This is a genomic window from Hymenobacter polaris, from assembly GCF_012927305.1.
Lineage (GTDB): Bacteria > Bacteroidota > Bacteroidia > Cytophagales > Hymenobacteraceae > Hymenobacter > Hymenobacter polaris.
Genome location: NZ_JABBGH010000002.1, coordinates 1 through 16,486 on the forward strand (window position 1 = coordinate 1; position 16,486 = coordinate 16,486).

Annotated in this window: 11 protein-coding genes and 2 pseudogenes; 4 read left to right on the forward strand and 9 right to left on the reverse strand. The window is 59.9% G+C overall.

What is annotated here, in order from left to right; translation table 11 throughout:
- A pseudogene (locus HHL22_RS10445) lies at positions 1-118 on the forward strand (IS5/IS1182 family transposase); the annotation flags it as partial.
- A gap of 101 nt (positions 119-219) precedes the next feature.
- On the opposite strand, the gene HHL22_RS10450 reads toward HHL22_RS10445, so the two are convergent.
- Together HHL22_RS10450 and HHL22_RS10455 are read right to left on the reverse strand one after the other, a co-directional pair.
- On the reverse strand, positions 220-906 hold the full coding sequence (locus HHL22_RS10450; RefSeq protein ID WP_169531075.1) for a hypothetical protein: 687 nt from the start codon (positions 904-906) through the stop codon (positions 220-222).
- 96 nt (positions 907-1,002) lie between these two features.
- A complete protein-coding gene (locus HHL22_RS10455) occupies positions 1,003-1,731 on the reverse strand; it encodes a DUF421 domain-containing protein (RefSeq protein ID WP_169531077.1) in 729 nt (242 codons plus the stop codon).
- Positions 1,732-1,876: 145 nt separating this feature from the next.
- Between HHL22_RS10455 and HHL22_RS10460 the strand changes: the two genes are divergently transcribed.
- A complete protein-coding gene (locus HHL22_RS10460; protein WP_169531079.1) occupies positions 1,877-2,608 on the forward strand; it encodes an SDR family NAD(P)-dependent oxidoreductase in 732 nt (243 codons plus the stop codon).
- Between the two features lie 125 nt (positions 2,609-2,733).
- On the opposite strand, the gene HHL22_RS10465 is transcribed toward HHL22_RS10460, so the two are convergent.
- The 4 genes from HHL22_RS10465 to HHL22_RS10480 form a co-directional block, all read right to left on the reverse strand.
- Positions 2,734-4,170 carry a TolC family protein gene (locus tag HHL22_RS10465; RefSeq protein ID WP_169531081.1) on the reverse strand — a complete coding sequence of 479 codons (1,437 nt, stop codon included), beginning with the start codon at positions 4,168-4,170 and terminating at the stop codon, positions 2,734-2,736.
- Entirely contained in the window at positions 4,163-7,357 is a 3,195-nt protein-coding gene (locus tag HHL22_RS10470; RefSeq protein ID WP_169531083.1) for an efflux RND transporter permease subunit, read from the reverse strand. Before HHL22_RS10470 ends, HHL22_RS10465 begins: the two co-directional genes overlap by 8 nt.
- Positions 7,358-7,387: 30 nt before the next feature.
- Positions 7,388-8,473, reverse strand: a complete 1,086-nt coding sequence (locus tag HHL22_RS10475) for an efflux RND transporter periplasmic adaptor subunit (protein ID WP_169531084.1) — start codon at positions 8,471-8,473, stop codon at positions 7,388-7,390.
- Between the two features lie 421 nt (positions 8,474-8,894).
- On the reverse strand, positions 8,895-9,221 hold the full coding sequence (locus tag HHL22_RS10480) for a DUF4157 domain-containing protein (protein WP_169531086.1): 327 nt from the start codon (positions 9,219-9,221) through the stop codon (positions 8,895-8,897).
- Positions 9,222-9,547: 326 nt separating this feature from the next.
- Here HHL22_RS10480 and HHL22_RS10485 point away from each other — a divergent pair, with 326 nt between their 5' ends.
- Together HHL22_RS10485 and HHL22_RS24470 are read left to right on the forward strand one after the other, a co-directional pair.
- Entirely contained in the window at positions 9,548-10,249 is a 702-nt protein-coding gene (locus HHL22_RS10485) for a C40 family peptidase (RefSeq protein ID WP_169531088.1), read from the forward strand.
- 396 nt (positions 10,250-10,645) lie between these two features.
- Positions 10,646-10,759 (forward strand): annotated as a pseudogene (locus HHL22_RS24470) (YkvA family protein); the annotation flags it as partial.
- Positions 10,760-11,331: 572 nt separating this feature from the next.
- Here HHL22_RS24470 and HHL22_RS10495 read toward each other — a convergent pair.
- The 3 genes from HHL22_RS10495 to HHL22_RS10505 all read right to left on the reverse strand — a co-directional run bounded on the left by HHL22_RS10495 (position 11,332) and on the right by HHL22_RS10505 (position 16,388).
- The gene (locus HHL22_RS10495) at positions 11,332-11,598 is read right to left on the reverse strand and encodes an acyl carrier protein (protein ID WP_169531090.1); all 267 of its coding nucleotides are present in this window, start codon (positions 11,596-11,598) and stop codon (positions 11,332-11,334) included.
- A gap of 104 nt (positions 11,599-11,702) precedes the next feature.
- Positions 11,703-15,149, reverse strand: coding sequence for an efflux RND transporter permease subunit (locus HHL22_RS10500; protein WP_169531092.1), 3,447 nt, complete (start codon positions 15,147-15,149; stop codon positions 11,703-11,705).
- 96 nt (positions 15,150-15,245) lie between these two features.
- Positions 15,246-16,388: an efflux RND transporter periplasmic adaptor subunit gene (locus HHL22_RS10505; RefSeq protein WP_241738078.1), complete on the reverse strand. Its 1,143-nt coding sequence runs from the start codon at positions 16,386-16,388 to the stop codon at positions 15,246-15,248.
- Positions 16,389-16,486 lie beyond the last annotated feature (98 nt).

Genomic DNA, 16,486 nt, shown 5'->3' on the forward strand with positions numbered 1-16,486 from the left:
CTTCTTTAGCCGCCTCAAGCAGTTTCGCCGCGTGGCTACCCGGTACGACAAGTTAGATGCCCATTTTCTAGCCTTTATTCACCTCGCGGCAACTGTCCTTTGGCTACGTGACTGTTAACACATCCTAGCTACTAATGACTAGTGACTAGTGCAATTCGCTTCTGTCCTTACGGCAAGCGTTTACACAACACTAGTCACTAGTCATTAGTAGCTAGTCACTTAAAAAGCGCTGCTCAAGTCGTCGAGGTTGTTGGGGTTTTGGTGGCCGCCGCGGCGGGCATCGTAGCGGTTGCCGCTGGCGGGCCCTTGGTCGCGGCGCTGGCCGCCGCGCGGGGCGCCCGGCCCGTAGCCGCTGCCGGCCTGCACGCGCGGCTTACCCCCGGGGCCGGCGCCGTAGCGGCTGGTGCCCCAGGGGCGCTCGCCGCGCGCTAGGGGCTCGTTGCCTTTGCGGGTGTGGGGCTGGTGGCCAAAAAAGTCGTCCTTCTTCGAGCGGCGGCTGTAGGCGCTGTCATCGCGGGTGGCTTTCTTATTGCGGCTGCCGCGCGTCAGCAAAAAGGCGACGCCGGCGGCCAGCACGCCCACGCCTACCGCTTTCTGGGTGGTCGTCAGGCCGTTGAAGCTATCCAAGGCTTTCTCGCCCAGGTCTTTGGCCTTCTGGGGCAGCTCTTTGGCTTTGCCAGCCAGGTCGCTGTCTTCCAGCCACTTCTTGCCCGACTCTACGGCCTGCTTGCCGCTGTCGAGAATGGACTGAATACCGTCATCAGTTTTCTGCGAATAGCTTTTGTAGGTCGAGCCTTCGGGGCCGGAAGTGGGCTCGGTGCTCGCCAGCGGGGCGTCGACCTGTGGTTTTTTGGGGGCGCTACCGGGGTTGGGCGCGCCGGTGGGGGCATGGTTGGTGGGCTGCATGGAAAAGAAGGGCTAAGAAAATGAGAGAAAGCGACCAACTGGCCGCCCTAGGGTTTGTATTCGTAAGGAGGGCCTAGGGGGTTGCCAGGCGCCTGCCTAAGCGACGCGCGGCGTGGTGCAAGCCGGCAGCCAGCCGTTTTGCTGCCCGCAGCGCGGGCAGGTGGGGCCGGGGCCGGCTGGCAGCTCGCGCACGGTGGCGCAGGCGTGGCAGGCGTAGGCGCCGGGTGTGGGCAGCGCCCGCAGGGGGTGCCAGTACAGCTCGGGCCAGATGGGCAGGCCCGGCCGTTCGTGCGCGGGCTCGAAGAAATACACGCTCACCTCGCCGGTGGCCTCCAGGTACAGCCGCCGCACCTGCCCCAGGTGCTCGACTTGGTACTGCCGCAACTGCCCAAACAGCTCCTGCGCCGTGAGGCTAGCCTGGATGAAAGCGGGCAAGTCGATTTCGCCCTCCACTATAATCAGCTCGGGCGCACCTTCCACTAGCCGCTCCACGCGCGGGTTTTTATCGATAACCCAATTGCTGAGCGCGTATAGCCCAATAATGACGACGAACACCACCACCACGTACAGCAGCGGTACATCGTGGTAAAAGGTGGCGTCGCCGGCCGCCGAGCCCAGCACCAGTATCAGCCCAAACTCAAACAGCGTAAGCTGCCGCACCCCGCGCTTGCCCGAAATGCGCAGCGCCGCAATGGTGAGCGCAAAGGTGACGAGGCAGCGAAAAATTATTTCAAATAGGAAGCCGGCCGGCGCTTGGTCGGACAGCAGTAGGCGCTGCCAGTCGAAGGGCGTAACAGCGGCTAGCAGAGGCGGCGAATAAGGCATGGCTGTGCTTACGCGAAATGCTCGCAATAGTGAATGCCCGATGAAAATGTTGCCGATTTGGGGCCTAGGGCCCGCCTACGACCAAACAACCACCCCACGCTAGCGCTTTAAGCTGCCATAGCAAATACCATAGGGCTTAGTAGTTATGTATCGATTTGCACAAAAAGTTTGCCTGGTGTCGGGGGCTACCTCGGGCATTGGCCGGGCTACGGCCGTGCGCCTGGGCCGCGAGGGCGCCACGGTAGTGTGCCTGGGCCGCGAGGTGGCGGCGGGCCACGCCATAGAAGCCGAGATTAAAGCCGGCGGCAGCGAGGCGCTCTTTATCAAAACCGACGTGGGCCACGATGCCGACCTCGTGCACGCCGTCGAAACCACCCTGGCCCGCTTCGGGCGCCTCGACGTGCTGGTGAGCGACGCGGCCATGATGACCTACACGCCGCTGCTGGAGCTGAAGCCCGCCGACTGGGACCGGCTGATGAGCGTGAACCTACGGGCGCTGTTCCGGCTCTGCCAGCTGTGCGTGCCGCACATGCAGGGCGGCGTGGTGGTGGCCATCAGCTCGGTGCACGCTTTCCAAACCACCCCCAACGTAGTACCCTACGCCGCCAGCAAGGGCGCTACCGAGGCCTTCATCCGGGGCCTCAGCCTGGAGGTGCCGTATACTCAGGCCCGCATCGTGGGCGTGGCGCCCGGCGCCGTCGAAACTCCCATGCTGCGCAGCAACCCCAACGTGCAAAACGGCACCGAGCAGATAACCGGCCAGATAGGCACTCCCGACGAGTTGGCCGCCGCCATCTGCTTCATGGCCTCCGACGAGGCCAGCTTCATCAACGGCACTACGCTGGTAGTGGACGGCGGGCGGCTGGCGCAGCTGTAGGGGATGATAGTACCCAAAAAGCAGTCATGCTGAGCTTGCCGAAGCATCTCTACCGCTCGATACTGCGTGGTAGAGATGCTTCGGCAAGCTCAGCATGACGTTCTTATTTATCCTTGATTCCGAGCTTACTGCCAGCCGCCGCCGAGGGCCCGGTAGAGGTTAACCGTGGCGTTGAGCTGCTGCATCTTAGTTTCGGTCAGGTCAAATTTTGACCCTAGGGCGTCGCGCTGGGTGAACAGCACTTCCGTATACTCGGCCCGCACGGCCTTGAAGAGGCTGTTGGAGATGCGGATGGACTGGTTGAGGGCCTGCACTTCCTTCAGCTTCGCGTCGTAGCTCTGCTGCAGGTTGTTGATGTTCGAGAGCTGGTTAGCTACCTCGATGTAAGCATTCAGCACCGTGCGCTCGTAGTTGTACACTGCCTGCAGCTGCAGGGCGTTGGCCGTGGCATACAGCGCCTTAATGCCGGCGCGGTTGATGAGCGGGGCCGATAAGTCGCCGGCGATGTTATAGAGCATCGACTCGGGCGAGTTGAACAGCAGGCCGGGCTTGAAGGCTTCGAAACCCGCGCCGGCTGAGATGCCCAGCGATGGGTAGAAGTTAGCCCGCGCCACCTGCACGTCGAGCTTGGCGGCCACCAGCTGCTGCTCGGCCTGCCGAATGTCGGGCCGGTTGCTGAGCAGCTGCGCGGGCACGCCGGCCTGCACGGTTTGCGGCACCAGCCCACTAAACGCCTGGTCGTCGCGGGTGATGGGCCTAGGATAGCGGCCCAGCAAAAAGTTGATGCGGTTCTCGGTTTCAGTGATGCGCTGCTGCGTCTTGTACTGCAGGCTGGTCGTGTTCTGCACCTGCGCCTCAAAGCGCTTCACGGCCAGCTCGGTTACGCGGGCGTTCTCCTTCTCCTGGCGTACAATGCGCAGCGCATTCTCTTGAATCTCAATGTTCTGCTTGATAATGGCCAGCTGGTTGTCCAGCGCCAGCAGCTCGTAGTACGAGTTGGCGATTTCGGCAATCAGGTTGGTCACCATGAAGTTCTTGCCCTCCACCGATGCCAGGTAGCGCGTGGCAGCCGACTTGCGGGCGTTGCGCAGTTTGTGCCAGATATCGATTTCCCAGCTCGCGAAGGCCCCTAGCTGGTAGTTGGCCAGCGGGGTGGGCGTGCGGCGGTCGGGCTGAATATTAATGGCCTCCTCGGTGGCGCCTTGCAGGGTGTAGCGGCCCGGCTTCTCGGCCTCGGCGCTGGCCCCTAGGCTCAGCGAGGGCATGTACTCGCCCCGGCGGGCCTGCACCTCGTTGCGGGCAATCTGAATTTCCTGCAGCGTAATATTCAGCTCCTGGTTGCCTTGCAGGGCCGTGTCGATGAGGGCGGTTAGGTTGGGGTCGGTGAAAAACTCCTTCCACCGCACCCGGCCCGTGCTGATGGTGTCCTGGGGGCTATTGTTGTAGGTGGCGGGCAGGCGGCGATTGGCGTCGCGCTGCGCAAACTGCGGCAGTTTGCAGCCCGCTACGGCCAGCGCGAGGCTGGCCGCAGTCAGGCTTTGGTAAAAGCGTCTTTTAAGCATGGGCTTCCAGTTCTTCATCCACTAAAACCCGTGGCTCAAATCCTTCGCTAATGGGGTATTCATTTTCGTCGTCAATCAGTTTGCGGCCCGCGGCCATCGTGCCAAACACGTAGTACAGGCCCGGCACGATAATCACCCCGAACACGGTACCGAACAGCATGCCCCCTAGGGCCGCCGTGCCGATGGTGCGGTTGCCGATGGCGCCCGCGCCGGTGGCAATTACCAGCGGAATCAACCCCGCGATGAAGGCAAACGACGTCATCAGGATGGGGCGGAAGCGGGCCTTGGCGCCGGCAATGGCGGCCTCGCGCACCGAGCGGCCGTGCTCGTGCTCCTGCACCGCAAACTCCACAATCAGCACCGCGTTCTTGCCCAGCAAACCTACCAGCATCACCAGGCCCACTTGGGCGTAGATGTTGTTAGCCAGGCCCATTACTTTGATGAGCAGGAAGGCGCCGAAAATACCGGCCGGCAGCGAGAGAATAACCGCCAGCGGCAGCAGGAAACTCTCGTACTGGGCCGCCAGCACCAAATACACGAAGGCAATTACAATCAGGAAGATGTAAATGGCCTCGTTGCCGCGCGATACCTCGTCTTTCGACAAACCGCCCCAGTCGATGTCGTAGCCCCTAGGCAGGGTTTTGGCTGCCACTTCCTGCACCGCCTTAATGGCCTCGCCCGAGCTGTAGCCCTGCGCCGCATCGCCGCGAATGGAGGCGGTGGTGTACATGTTGTAGCGGTTGATTTCGTTGGCACCCTGCGTTTTCTCGATGCGCATGAAGGACGAGAATGGCACCATGTCGCCCTTGTCGTTTTTCACCCACATGTTCAGGATGTCCTGGGGCAGGCGGCGGTACTGCGGCTCGGCCTGCACGTACACCTTGAAGAAGCGCTGGTACTTGATGAAGCCCTGCTCGTAGGTCGAGCCAATCATGATGCTCAGCGTATTCATGGCGTTGCCGATGCTCACGCCCTTCTGCATGGCCAGGTCGTTGTCAATCTTCAGCTCGTACTGCGGGTAGTTGGCCGAGAAGAAGGTGAACAAGCCCGCCAGCTCCTTGCGCTTCTTCAGGTTAGCCATGAACTCCTCGTTCACTTGCTCCAGCGCCTTGTAATCGCCGCTGTTGGTTTTGTCCAGCAGCTGCAGCTGGAAGCCACCCGCCGCGCCGTAGCCCGGCACTGCCGGCGGCTCGAAGAATTCGATGGTCGCGCCCGGAATCTCGTGGGCCTTTTTCTCCAGGTTCGCCACAATGTCGTGGATGGACTCCTTGCGCTCGCCCCAGGGCTTGAGGCTAATCAGGCAGGTGCCGGCGTTCGAGCCGCGGCCTTCGGTCAGTACTTCGTAGCCCGCCAAAGTCGAAATGCTTTCGATGCCCGGTACGTCCTTAGCCAGCTGCTGCAGGCGCTGCGAAATATCGTTCGTGCGCTCCAGCGTCGAGCCGGGCGGCGTCTGAATAATGGCGTACAGCATCCCCTGGTCTTCGGCCGGAATGAAGCCGGAGGGCAGCTTGGACGAGATGCCGAAGATGCCGAAGGCGAACGCAATCAGGATGCCGAAGGTGAACACGCGGCGGTCCACCAGCTTTTCCAGCAGGTTGGTGTAGCGGCCGGTGAGCTTCTCGAAGCCCCGGTTAAACCAGTCGATGAAGCGGTTGATGGGCGTCTTCTTGCGGGCGTGGCCGTGGTTGTTTTTCAGAATCATGGCGCACAACACCGGCGTCAGCGTTAGGGCCACCACGCCCGAGATAACAATGGACGTGGCCATCGTAATCGAGAACTGCCGGTAGAAGATACCCACCGGGCCGCTCATGAAAGCCACCGGCACGAACACCGCCGTCATCAGGATGGTGATGGCGATGATGGCGCCGCTGATTTCGCCGATAACTTCCTTCACCGCGCCAAACGGCGAGAGGTGTTTCTCCTCCATCTTGGCGTGCACGGCTTCCACCACCACAATGGCGTCGTCGACCACGATACCGATGGCGAGCACCAGCGCGAAGAGCGTAATCATGTTGATGGTCAGCCCAAACGCCTGCATGGCCGTGAACGCACCAATAAGCGACACCGGCACGGCGATAATCGGGATGAGCGTCGAGCGCCAGTCGCCCAGGAACAAAAACACCACGATGGCCACCAGAATAAAGGCGTCGCGCAGGGTGTGAATTACGTTCTCAGTTGAGGCGTCGAGGAAGTTCGACACGTCGTAGCTGATTTTATAGTCCATGCCGGGGGGCATGGTTCTCTTCAGCTCGGCCAGCTTCTCCTTCACGCTGGCAATTACCTCGCTGGCGTTGCTGCCGTAGGTCTGCTTCAGCATAATAGCCGCCGAAGGGTAGCCGTCGAGGTTGGAGTAGATGTCGTAGAATTCCGACCCTAGGGACACGTCGGCCACGTCCTTGAGGCGCAGCATCTCGCCGTTGGCATTGGCCTTAAGGATGATATTCTTGTATTGGTCTACGTCGTTGAAGCGGCCCTGGTAGGTCAGCACGTATTCCAGGGCTTCGGCGCGGCCCCCGTCCGAGCGGCCAATGCGGCCCGGCGAGCCAATCACGCTCTGGTCGCCCACGGCTTTCATCACGTCGTCGGCCGATATGTTGTAGGCGCGCATGCGGTCGGGCTTCAGCCAGATGCGCATGGCGTACTGCCGGCTGCCCAGGATGGTCGCCCGGCCGATGCCGTTGATGCGCTGAATCTCGGGTATCATGTTCACCCCCGCGTAGTTGAACAGGTACTTCATGTCCGTGCCCTTGTCCTTACTATACAAGTTCACGTACATGAGCATGTTGGGCACCACGCGGTTTACGATGAGGCCCTCGCGCTGCACCAGCACCGGCAGGCGGTTTACCACCTGCGCGATGCGGGTGTTCACGTTCACCACCGCCTGCTCGGGGTCGGTGCCTAGGTTGAATACAATCTGGATGTTGGCCTCGCCGGCTGATACGGCGTCGGAGGTCATATACTTCATGCCGGGCACGCCGTTCACGGCCTGCTCCAGCGGAATGAGCACCGACTCGGTGAGCACTTTGGCGCTGGCGCCGGGGTAGGCGCAGCTCACCATCACCATGGGCGGCGAAATCTCGGGAAACTGTGAGGTGGGCAGGGTCTTGATGGCCAGTATGCCCATGAACACAATCACCACCGAGATAACGATGGCGAATACTGGCCGCCGAATGAATTTACTGAACATATCTCACGCTAATAAATTGACAATCAAAATTTACTCAGAGTACACCTTCAGCTTGGGCAGCACTTGCTGCGGGCTTTCGTAGGTGTAGCTGATTTTCTCGCCATCCTTCACCTTGCGAATGCCTTCGAGCAAAATCTTGTCGCTGGGCGTAATGCCGTCCTTCAGGATGTAGAGGTCGGGCATCTCCGAGGCAATGTGCACCTCGCGCTGGTGCACCACGTTGTTTTTGTCCACCACGTACACGAACTTCTTTTCGAGCACTTCGAAGGTGGCCTTTTGCGGAACAATGAGGGCGTGCTTAAGCGGCACGGTCATGAGCACGCTGCCGGTTTCGCCGTTGCGCAGCAACCCGTTGGGGTTGGGGAAGGTGGCACGGAAAGCAATGTTGCCGGTTTCGTTGTTGAAGTCGGCCTCAATGGTTTGCACCTTGCCGGGGAAGGGAAATACCTCGTTGTTGGCCATCAGCAGGTTCACCTTCACGGCGTCGTCGCTGGCCTTGGCATGCTCCTTATAGGCCAGGTACTCGGCTTCGGGCACGTTGAAGTACACCCACATTTTGCTGTTGTCAGAGAGCGTAGTCAGCAGGTCGCCCTCGTCCACGAGGCTGCCCAGCCGGCCCTGAAAGTGGTCCATAATGCCATTGAAGGGGGCATTGATGGACGTAAACTGCAGGTGCGTCTTGGCCAGCGATACCTCGGCTTTGGCCTTGTTGTACTTGGCTTTGGCCAGGGCCAGCTCGTTTTTCGACACGATATTGCTGTCGGCCAAGTTCTTCGTGTTCTGGTATTCAATACCCACGTAATTGGCCTCGGCCTGCGACTTCTGCAAGTCGGCGTTATACACCAGCGGCGTAATCTGAAACATGGGCTGACCTTTCTTCACCTCCTGGCCCTCATCCACAAAAATCTTCTGCAAATAGCCTTTCTCCAGGGCCCGCAGCTCGATGTGCTGGTAGGCGTGAATTTGGGCTACGTATTCCTTGGTAACGGTGGTATCCTTAACTAGCGGACTGGTAACCAATAGCTTGATTTGCTCTTCCTTTTCTTCCGGCTTGCTCGAGCAGCTCGTGAAGCAGTAAACCGCGCACAAGCTCATCCATAAAAAAATACTTTTCATAAGAACCTTACCTAATTAGGCTAAGTGACTGATAAGTGGAAAAAGGCGGTGTAGCAAAGATGCCGGCGCACTAAAAAGCACTGCTTCGTGCCGGCCCTGCGCCAAGCACTGGTGCTTTTAAAGCGGCCCGCATGTGGAGTAAGTAGCCGGCGGGTAGCCTAGGGGCCCGCGCTGCTAAAATACAAAAACCATCAAGGGATGGCGTTGCTAAATAGATGTTTTTACATGCTTTGCAATCAGCGTTGTTCAGGCGGCGGCAAGCTGCTGAGCACCAGTAAAATAACTGGCTATAATCGAATCTGAGAGAGCAAAACCGCGGGAATACGCCGGAACTGTACCGCCAGTGCCGACAGGCTGGGTACTACAAAGCAAGCCTACATACATTAAAAAGGCATGAACTGCGCGCCAGCGCAGTTCATGCCTAAGCCTGCCGAGCGACTTCCAGCGCCCGCAGGTGGGCTGCGGCGCCGGCTCGCGCCTCCACCTCAAACCTGTTTTGGTAGTAGCCTACCCGCGCCGACTCGACGAGGTACTGGTAGAGGAAACGCACCAGCCCCAGGTCGCGCACCTGGCGCAGGTGCACTTCCTCGTGCGCCACCCACTCGGGGTCGGCCAGAAACTCGGCGCGGGTGGCCCCGCTCAGGTGCACGGTTTGGCCGAGCACCATGGCCACGCTGCCCTTATTGCCCAGCACCAGACGGGCCACTCGGGCGAGCGGGGAATTAACAAAAGTCTTCAGAGGATTCATAGTGTAAAATTCGGGCCTGGCTACGTAAAGACGAAATAAAGAGTTGCAAGGCAAATGAGCAATTTCCAAGGTTTTAGCTGCATTTTTCGCTTAAAAAGTGTCTTTTTTTAAGGAAAGCCTAGGCTGGTTGCGAAGTTCTGACTTAGCTTTGGCCGAGTCGACTACCCATAGCTACTTAAAAAAAGCTAATATCAGACGATTCATTTCACCTCTACTTTTCGCTGCGGCCCGCAGTTCTGCCTAGCGCAACAAACACACTCTCTGTTAACCTTTTTGCTGGTTTGGTGACCCTAGGGCCCGGCCAGGAGTACCCCCAACGACGGACAATGAAGAACCTTCTGCTGCCTTGCCTCGCCGCTGCCGCCCTTACCCTATCGTTCTGCTTCGAGCAGGCGCCCGATGCTTCGGTTTCGACCAGTGCCCCGGCACCGGCCGCGGCCGAAGCATCGCTGCTTACCGGCCTGCTACCTAGTGCCTCTACCCCGCCGGCCACTGATGAGCCCGCCGCCGTAACGGCCTCGCGCGACTCGCTGGCTTATGGCTACTACAACCAGACCCTAGGGGTGCACCTGGCCCACACCGAGAACAAGAGCCTACTGCAAACCATTACCGACTGGCTGGGCACTCCCTACAGCTACGGCGCCAGCTCGCGCCGCGGCACCGACTGCTCGGGGTTCGTCACGAAGGTCTTTAAGTCGGTATACGGCATCAACCTCAAGCGCAGCTCGCGCTCAATGTTTGGCACCGTGAAGCGGGTGGCCAAAACCAAGATGAAAACCGGCGACCTGGTGTTCTTCAGCCACGGCCGCGGTAATATCTACCACGTGGGCATCTACCTCAAGGATGGGAAGTTTGCCCACGCCGCTTGCAGTGGCGGCGTGATGGTTAGCTCGCTGCACGAAGCCTACTACCACCGCAATTTTTACGCCGCAGGCCGCGTGGCCGGTACCCAGGCGCCCGCTACCATTGAGGGCGTGGCCATTGACGCCGAAACCCTGGCTGCCGCCGCTAGCGCCCGGCCCGAATAAGCCACCAGCCGCGCTAGCTATCGGCTTTTTACCGCCCCTGGCCGCCCGGCCGGGGGCGGTTTTTTTTGCGCCGGATAACTTCGCCCCGCCGAACGCAGTATGAGGCCCTAGCGGGGCACGCGCCCAGCTTTATTTTCTCTCGTAATGGCTACTTCCAATTCTACTACTCCGCCGAGCGGCGGCGATGTTGCCGGCTCCGCATTTTTCAAGAAGTTTTTGGCCTCGGCCGAAAGCTACATCCAGCAGCCCTCGCGCCTCAAAAAGCTGCTAGTGGATGCCTTTAACAAGGCGCGCGAAAAAAAGGAGATTGGCGCCATCGCCCACGACGTGTGGGATACGCTGCAAAGCCTCTTTCGCCTCATCAAGCTCAGCGTCTCGGGTGAGTACACGGGCCTGCCTACCACTACGGTAGTGGCGGCCGTGGCCGTGCTTATTTACTTTATCTCGCCCATCGACCTCATTCCCGACTTTATTCCGGTAGTGGGCTTGCTCGACGACGTGGCCTTGGTGGCGTGGTTCTCGTCGTCCATCAAGCACGAGCTGGATAAGTTTCACGAGTGGGAATCGGCCAAGGCGGCCACGCTCGTATCGGACGAGGAGCTGTGGCGCCCCAACGCCAGCCAGCAGCAGCCCTCCAGTACCAACCGCTCGGCCAAAAGCGCCGGTACCTACGACATGCCCAACGCCCCGGCCCTAACCAGCCAGTCGGCCACCGATGCGGGCCTAGGCTCGCCCAGCAGCTCGGTGACTACGCCCGTGCACACGCAAGGCGCCGACATGGGGCCCGATAGCCGCCGCACCAGCGACGTGGCCGCCAACACCACCGACGGCAGCCGCCACGAAAACGACGGCCGCGAAGCCACCGGCGGCAACGTCCGCTAAATCACGGATTACGCGGATTAGAGCGGATTTCACGGATTTTGTGGACGATTCGATTCACATTAGCTGTTGGCTGATTCAGCAATGCAAAAGGGCTGTCCTAGTTTAGGATAGCCCTTTTTGTGTAGTATAAAAACTGAGATTTATAGCGCAAATCGTCCACAAAATCCGTAAAATCCGCTCTAATCCGCGTAATCCGTGATTTAGGCGGCGTGGGCGGTGACGTAGCGCACAAAATCGCCTACCGTGTTGAAGGGTACTTCATCGGGCACGGTGATGTGAAAATTGCGCTCTAGCTCTAGGATGATGTCGACGACATCAACGGTATCGAAGCGCAGGTCGCGGCTGAGGCTGGCGGTACGGCGCAGGCGCACGGCTTTGATATCCTTGCGCTTGCTGATAATGCGGAGCACTTGTTGCTCGATGGCCTTCGAAGGGGTCGGGGCGGTAGAAGTAGCGACAGTAAACATTCTTGCAAAAAGAAGGGAGATAGTTGAAATAAAAATGAGTAACTGGCCAGTACCCCGCAATTATTCGACCAAACGAAGCGGCGCACCGACCAGCTACTCATTCCCTAGGCCAGCACCGGCGGAGTAGCTGCCTCTACCTCTTCGCGGTCGATGGCGTGGGCCTCCTGGTGCGGGTCGTTGTAGTCGCGGCCGGTGAGCTTGACTTGGAGCTTTTCATTGAGCAGGTACATCACCGGGACTACCAAAAGCGTGACAAGGGTTGCAAACGAAAGCCCAAAAATTATCGTCCAGGCTAGCGGCCCCCAGAACACCACCGATTCGCCGCCGAGGAAGAAGTGACCGTGGCCCGAGTTGAACAGCTCGTAGAAGTTGATGTTCAGGCCCACGGCCAGCGGAATGAGGCCTAGGATGGCCGCCGTAGCCGTGAGGATAACCGGGTTGAGACGCGTGCGACCAGCCAGCACCAGCGCGTCGTGCAGGTTCATGCCTTGCGAGCGTAGCATGTCGGTAAATTCTACCAGCAAGATGCCGTTCTTCACCACGATGCCAGCCAGGGCGATGATGCCTACGCCCGTCATTACGATGCTGATATTCATGCCCGTAATAGCCAGCCCGAGCATTACGCCGATGATGGAGAAAATAACTTCGGAGAGGATGATGAGCGGCTTGCTCACCGAGTTGAACTGCGTGACGAGCACCAGGAAAATGAGGGCGATGGCCCCTAGGGCCGCCACGCCCAGGAAATCGCTGGTTTCCTTCTGGTCTTCCTGCGCGCCGCCCATGCGGATGGTATAGCCGGGCGGGGTAGGGAAGGCCTTGAGGGCGCGCTCTACGCTGGCTACCACGTCGTTCTGGCCGTAGCCATTCAGCACGTTCGACGAGATGGTGATGAGGCGGTGGGTGTCTTTGCGCTTGATGCCGCCGTAGGTGACGCCGTAGTTGACATCGGCCACCGACGAGATGGGCACCTGGCGCACCGAGCCGGTCGCGTCGCGGAAGGTGAGCGGGGCATTCACAATGGCGTTCACGTTGTCGCGGTAGGGCTTGGCGTAGCGCACCTGAATGGGGTACTCGTCGTCGGGGGTCTTGAATTTGCTGGCCTCGTAGCCGTAGATAGCTGTGCGCACCTCCGAGCCAATCTGGGCCGTGCTGATGCCCTCGCGGTTGGCGCGGGTGCGGTTGATGCTCACCCCAATTTCGGGGTTGCGGTCCTGCAAGTCCGAGCGCAGGGCCTCTACGCCCGGAATGTGCAGCGAATCGACGTAGCGGTTGACGCGCTTGCTGAGGGCGGCCAGCTTGGGGTAGTCGTCGCCCGATACCTCAATGGCGATAGGTTTCTGCTGGGGCGGGCCGCTGGCTTCCTGGTCTACCGATACCTCGGCGCCGGGAATGCCTTTTACTACCTCCCGAATCTTGTCCATGTAGGTGTGTGTCTTGGGGCCGGTTTGCTCGCTTAGCTCCTTGAACGCCACCGCCACTTTGCCCAGGTGCGACTGCGACACACCCGTGGAGGAACCGGGGTCAGTAGGGTCACCAGCGCCGATGGCCACATTGGTAATTACCGACTCCACGTCGGGATTATGACGGCCAATCACGTCGTACACGCGCTTTTCGAGCAGGTTGGTTACCGAGTCGGTGACTTCGACGCGGGTGCCCACTGGCATGCGCAGGTAGGTGTAAATGAACTTGGGGTCGCCCTTGGGGAAGAAGTCCACCTTGGGCTTGCGCGCGCCCACGGCCATAATGCTGCCCACGAACAGCACCACCAGGCCGCCCATGATGGCCAGCTGCCGCCAGGTGCTGCCGCCCACCGCCAGTTCCACCAGTCGGGCGTAGCCGTTCTGGAAGCGCGGCAATACGCTGCGCTGGAAGGCGGCAATCATGTACACGAACACGTACTTATCGAGCAGGCAGAGCACAATGATGGTGAGCATCAGGTTGCCCAGGAAGGTAGAGCCGGCCGCGTAGCCCGCTAGGGCAATGGCCAGCATCACGCCCATGCCAATGAGGAAGCCGCGCGTCAGCTTGGGCCGCTCCACGCGGTCGAGGTGCTCCTCGCGCTGCATGAAGCTCACGGCAAACACCGGGTTCATGATGAAAGCTACGACCAGCGAGGCCCCTAGGGTGAGGATGAGCGTGACGGGCAGGAAGTACATGAACGAACCCACGATGCCCGGCCAGAACAGCAGCGGCACGAACGGCGCCACCGTGGTAAGCGTACCGGCCAGCACCGGCACAAACACCTCGCCGGCCGCGTACTTGGCGGCCTGGGCGGTGCTCAGGTTGGGGTGCTCGTGCAGCAGGCGGTGGGTGTTTTCGATTACCACAATGGCGTCGTCCACCACTATTCCTAGGGCTAGCAAAAAGGCGAAGAGCACAATCATGTTCAGCGAGAAGCCAAACATGGGCAGCATCACAAACGCCAGGAACATGCTCAGCGGCACCGACAAGCCCACAAACAGCGCGTTGGTGGTGCCCATGAAGAACATCAAAATCAACGTCACCAGCAAAAAGCCGATGATGATGGTGTTAATCAGGTCGTTGAGGGTATTGCGGGTGTCGTTGGAAGTATCGCCGGTGATGGTGATTTTCAGGCCTTTGGGCGCCGTCTTCTCGGCATCCTTCACAATCTGGTGAATCTTGTCCGAGGCGTCGAGCAGGTTTTCGCCCTGGCGCTTCACCACGTTCAGGGCAATGGAGGGCGCGCCGTCGAGGCGAGCAAAGCTCTCGCGGTCCTTAAAGCCGTCCGTAACCGTGGCAATATCCCCGAGGCGCACTGGGGCGCCGCGCAGGTTCTTGAGTTGGATGTTGGCAATGTCCGAGGCGTTCACGTACTGGCCGGCCACGCGCACGGCGCGCTTCTGCTCGCCCACGTCGATGCTGCCGCCCGAAACCGTAATGTTCTCGCGGGCAATCGCGGCCGTGATGTCGTTGAAGCTCAGCTGCGAAGCTTGCAGCTTGTACAAGTCCACGTCTACGTTCACCTGCTGCTCCAGGGCGCCCACAATGTCTACGCGGGTGATTTCGGGCAGCGCCTCAATCTTGTCCTGGAAGTCGTCGGCCAGCTTCTTGAGCTGCGCGGCGGGCAGGTTGCCGCTTAGGTTGACGTACATAATCGGTTGCTCCGAAATGTTGACTTCCTTCACGGTAGGGTCGCTGGGCAAGTCGTTGGGCAGCTCGGTGCGGGCCTTGTCCACGGCATCCTTGATGAGCTGCTTGGCCACCTGCACATCAACCCCCGAGTTGAACTCGATGTCCAGAATACAGTAGTCCTGGTTGGAAGTGGAGTTGATTTTCTTCACCCCGTTCACGCCCTTAATCTCCTTCTCGAGCTGGCGCGTCACCAGGTTCTCGATATCGGTGGGCGAGGTGCCGGGGTACACCGTGGCCACGATGATGCGCGGAATCACGATATCGGGAAACTTCTCCTTGCCCAGCTTGATGTAGGCGAAGATGCCCGCCACCGTCAGCAGCAGGGTGATAATGTAAATGCTCGTTTTATTATTAATGGACCAGCTAGTGGGTCCAAATTCCTTCTCAATATCCTGCATGGCTTTTTAGCTGCTAGTTGAAGGGAGTGTAATACTTGGAAATAGCATGCAAGCGGGGCCGGGAGGAAGGCGTCCCGCTTGGGTAGCTAGGCAACTCTAGCTTATTTTCAATGACTGTCCTTCGTTGAGGTTCTGGTAGCCGGCCGAAATCACTTCGTCGCCGGGCTTTAGGCCGCTAGTTATTTCCTGCTTGCCGTTGTAGGCCTGGCCGGTTTTGATAACGCGCTTCTGCGCCACCGGCTTGCCATTTTCGTGGCCCACTACCAGCACGTAGGCGTTCTGCTCGTCGTGCTGAATCAAGTCCACGGGCAGCACGGTGGCGCTGGCTTTGCCGTAGTTCTGAATGCGCACGGTAGCCACCATGTTAGGCCGCAGCCTGGCGGCGGCGTTGGCGGGCAGCTTAATCTCGGTGGTGAAGGTGCGGCTGGTGGGCGAGATGGTGCGGCTCACGGTGCGCACGGTGCTGGGTATCTCCTCGCCCCCTAGGTCGGGCAGCGTTACCAGGGCCTTGTCGCCGGCCTTGATGCTGCCGGTGTAGGCTTCCGAAATGTCGGCCAGCACCTTGCCGCCCTGGCCGCTGTTGAGCTGCACCACCGGCGTGCCGGGCGCCACAGTTTCGCCCAGCTTGGGCAGCACGTTGTCCACCACCCCGGCGTAGGGTGCCACCACGCTATACAGCGCCTTTTGCTGGTTCAAGGACCCTAGGTTGCGCTGCAGGGCCTCGTAGTTGTTCTTGGCTTGTAGGTACTGCACCTCGGTGCCAATCTGCTGTTTCCAAAGGCCAGCTTGCTTCTCATACACCGTACGGGCCAGGTCGAGGCGGGTGCGCAGCTCGGCCATGTTGGCGTCCAGGATGCTGGCGTCGATGGTGGCTAGCACCTGGCCACGGCGCACGTGGTCGCCGCGCTGCACGCGCACGCTGGTGAGCGTGCCTGCCGCCCGCGCCGCCACGGTCGAGTTCTGGTCGAAATCCACGCGGCCCTGCACCTCCAGGAAGCCCTGGAAGTTTTGGGGCGCTACTTTAATAATGGATACCGGCACGGCCGCATTTTCCTCGTCCGCCTTCTTGGCGCCGGTTTTCGCTTCCAGGTCAGCAATTTTGGCCTGGGTGGCTTGCTGCTCGGCCTTCAGCTTGGCTAGCTCGGCCTGCGGGTCTTTGCTGCCACCGCAAGAAGCGAGGAAAAGTGCGGCAGCTAGCAGGAAAGTGGTGTTTTTGAGCATCGTAAAAGTCGTTGTCATGCTGAGCTTGCCGAAGCATCTCGCTCGCATCGTTGCTGATGTTAGAAGTTACTGCGCCACGCGAGATGCTTCGGCAAGCTCAGCATGACGTTCTGATA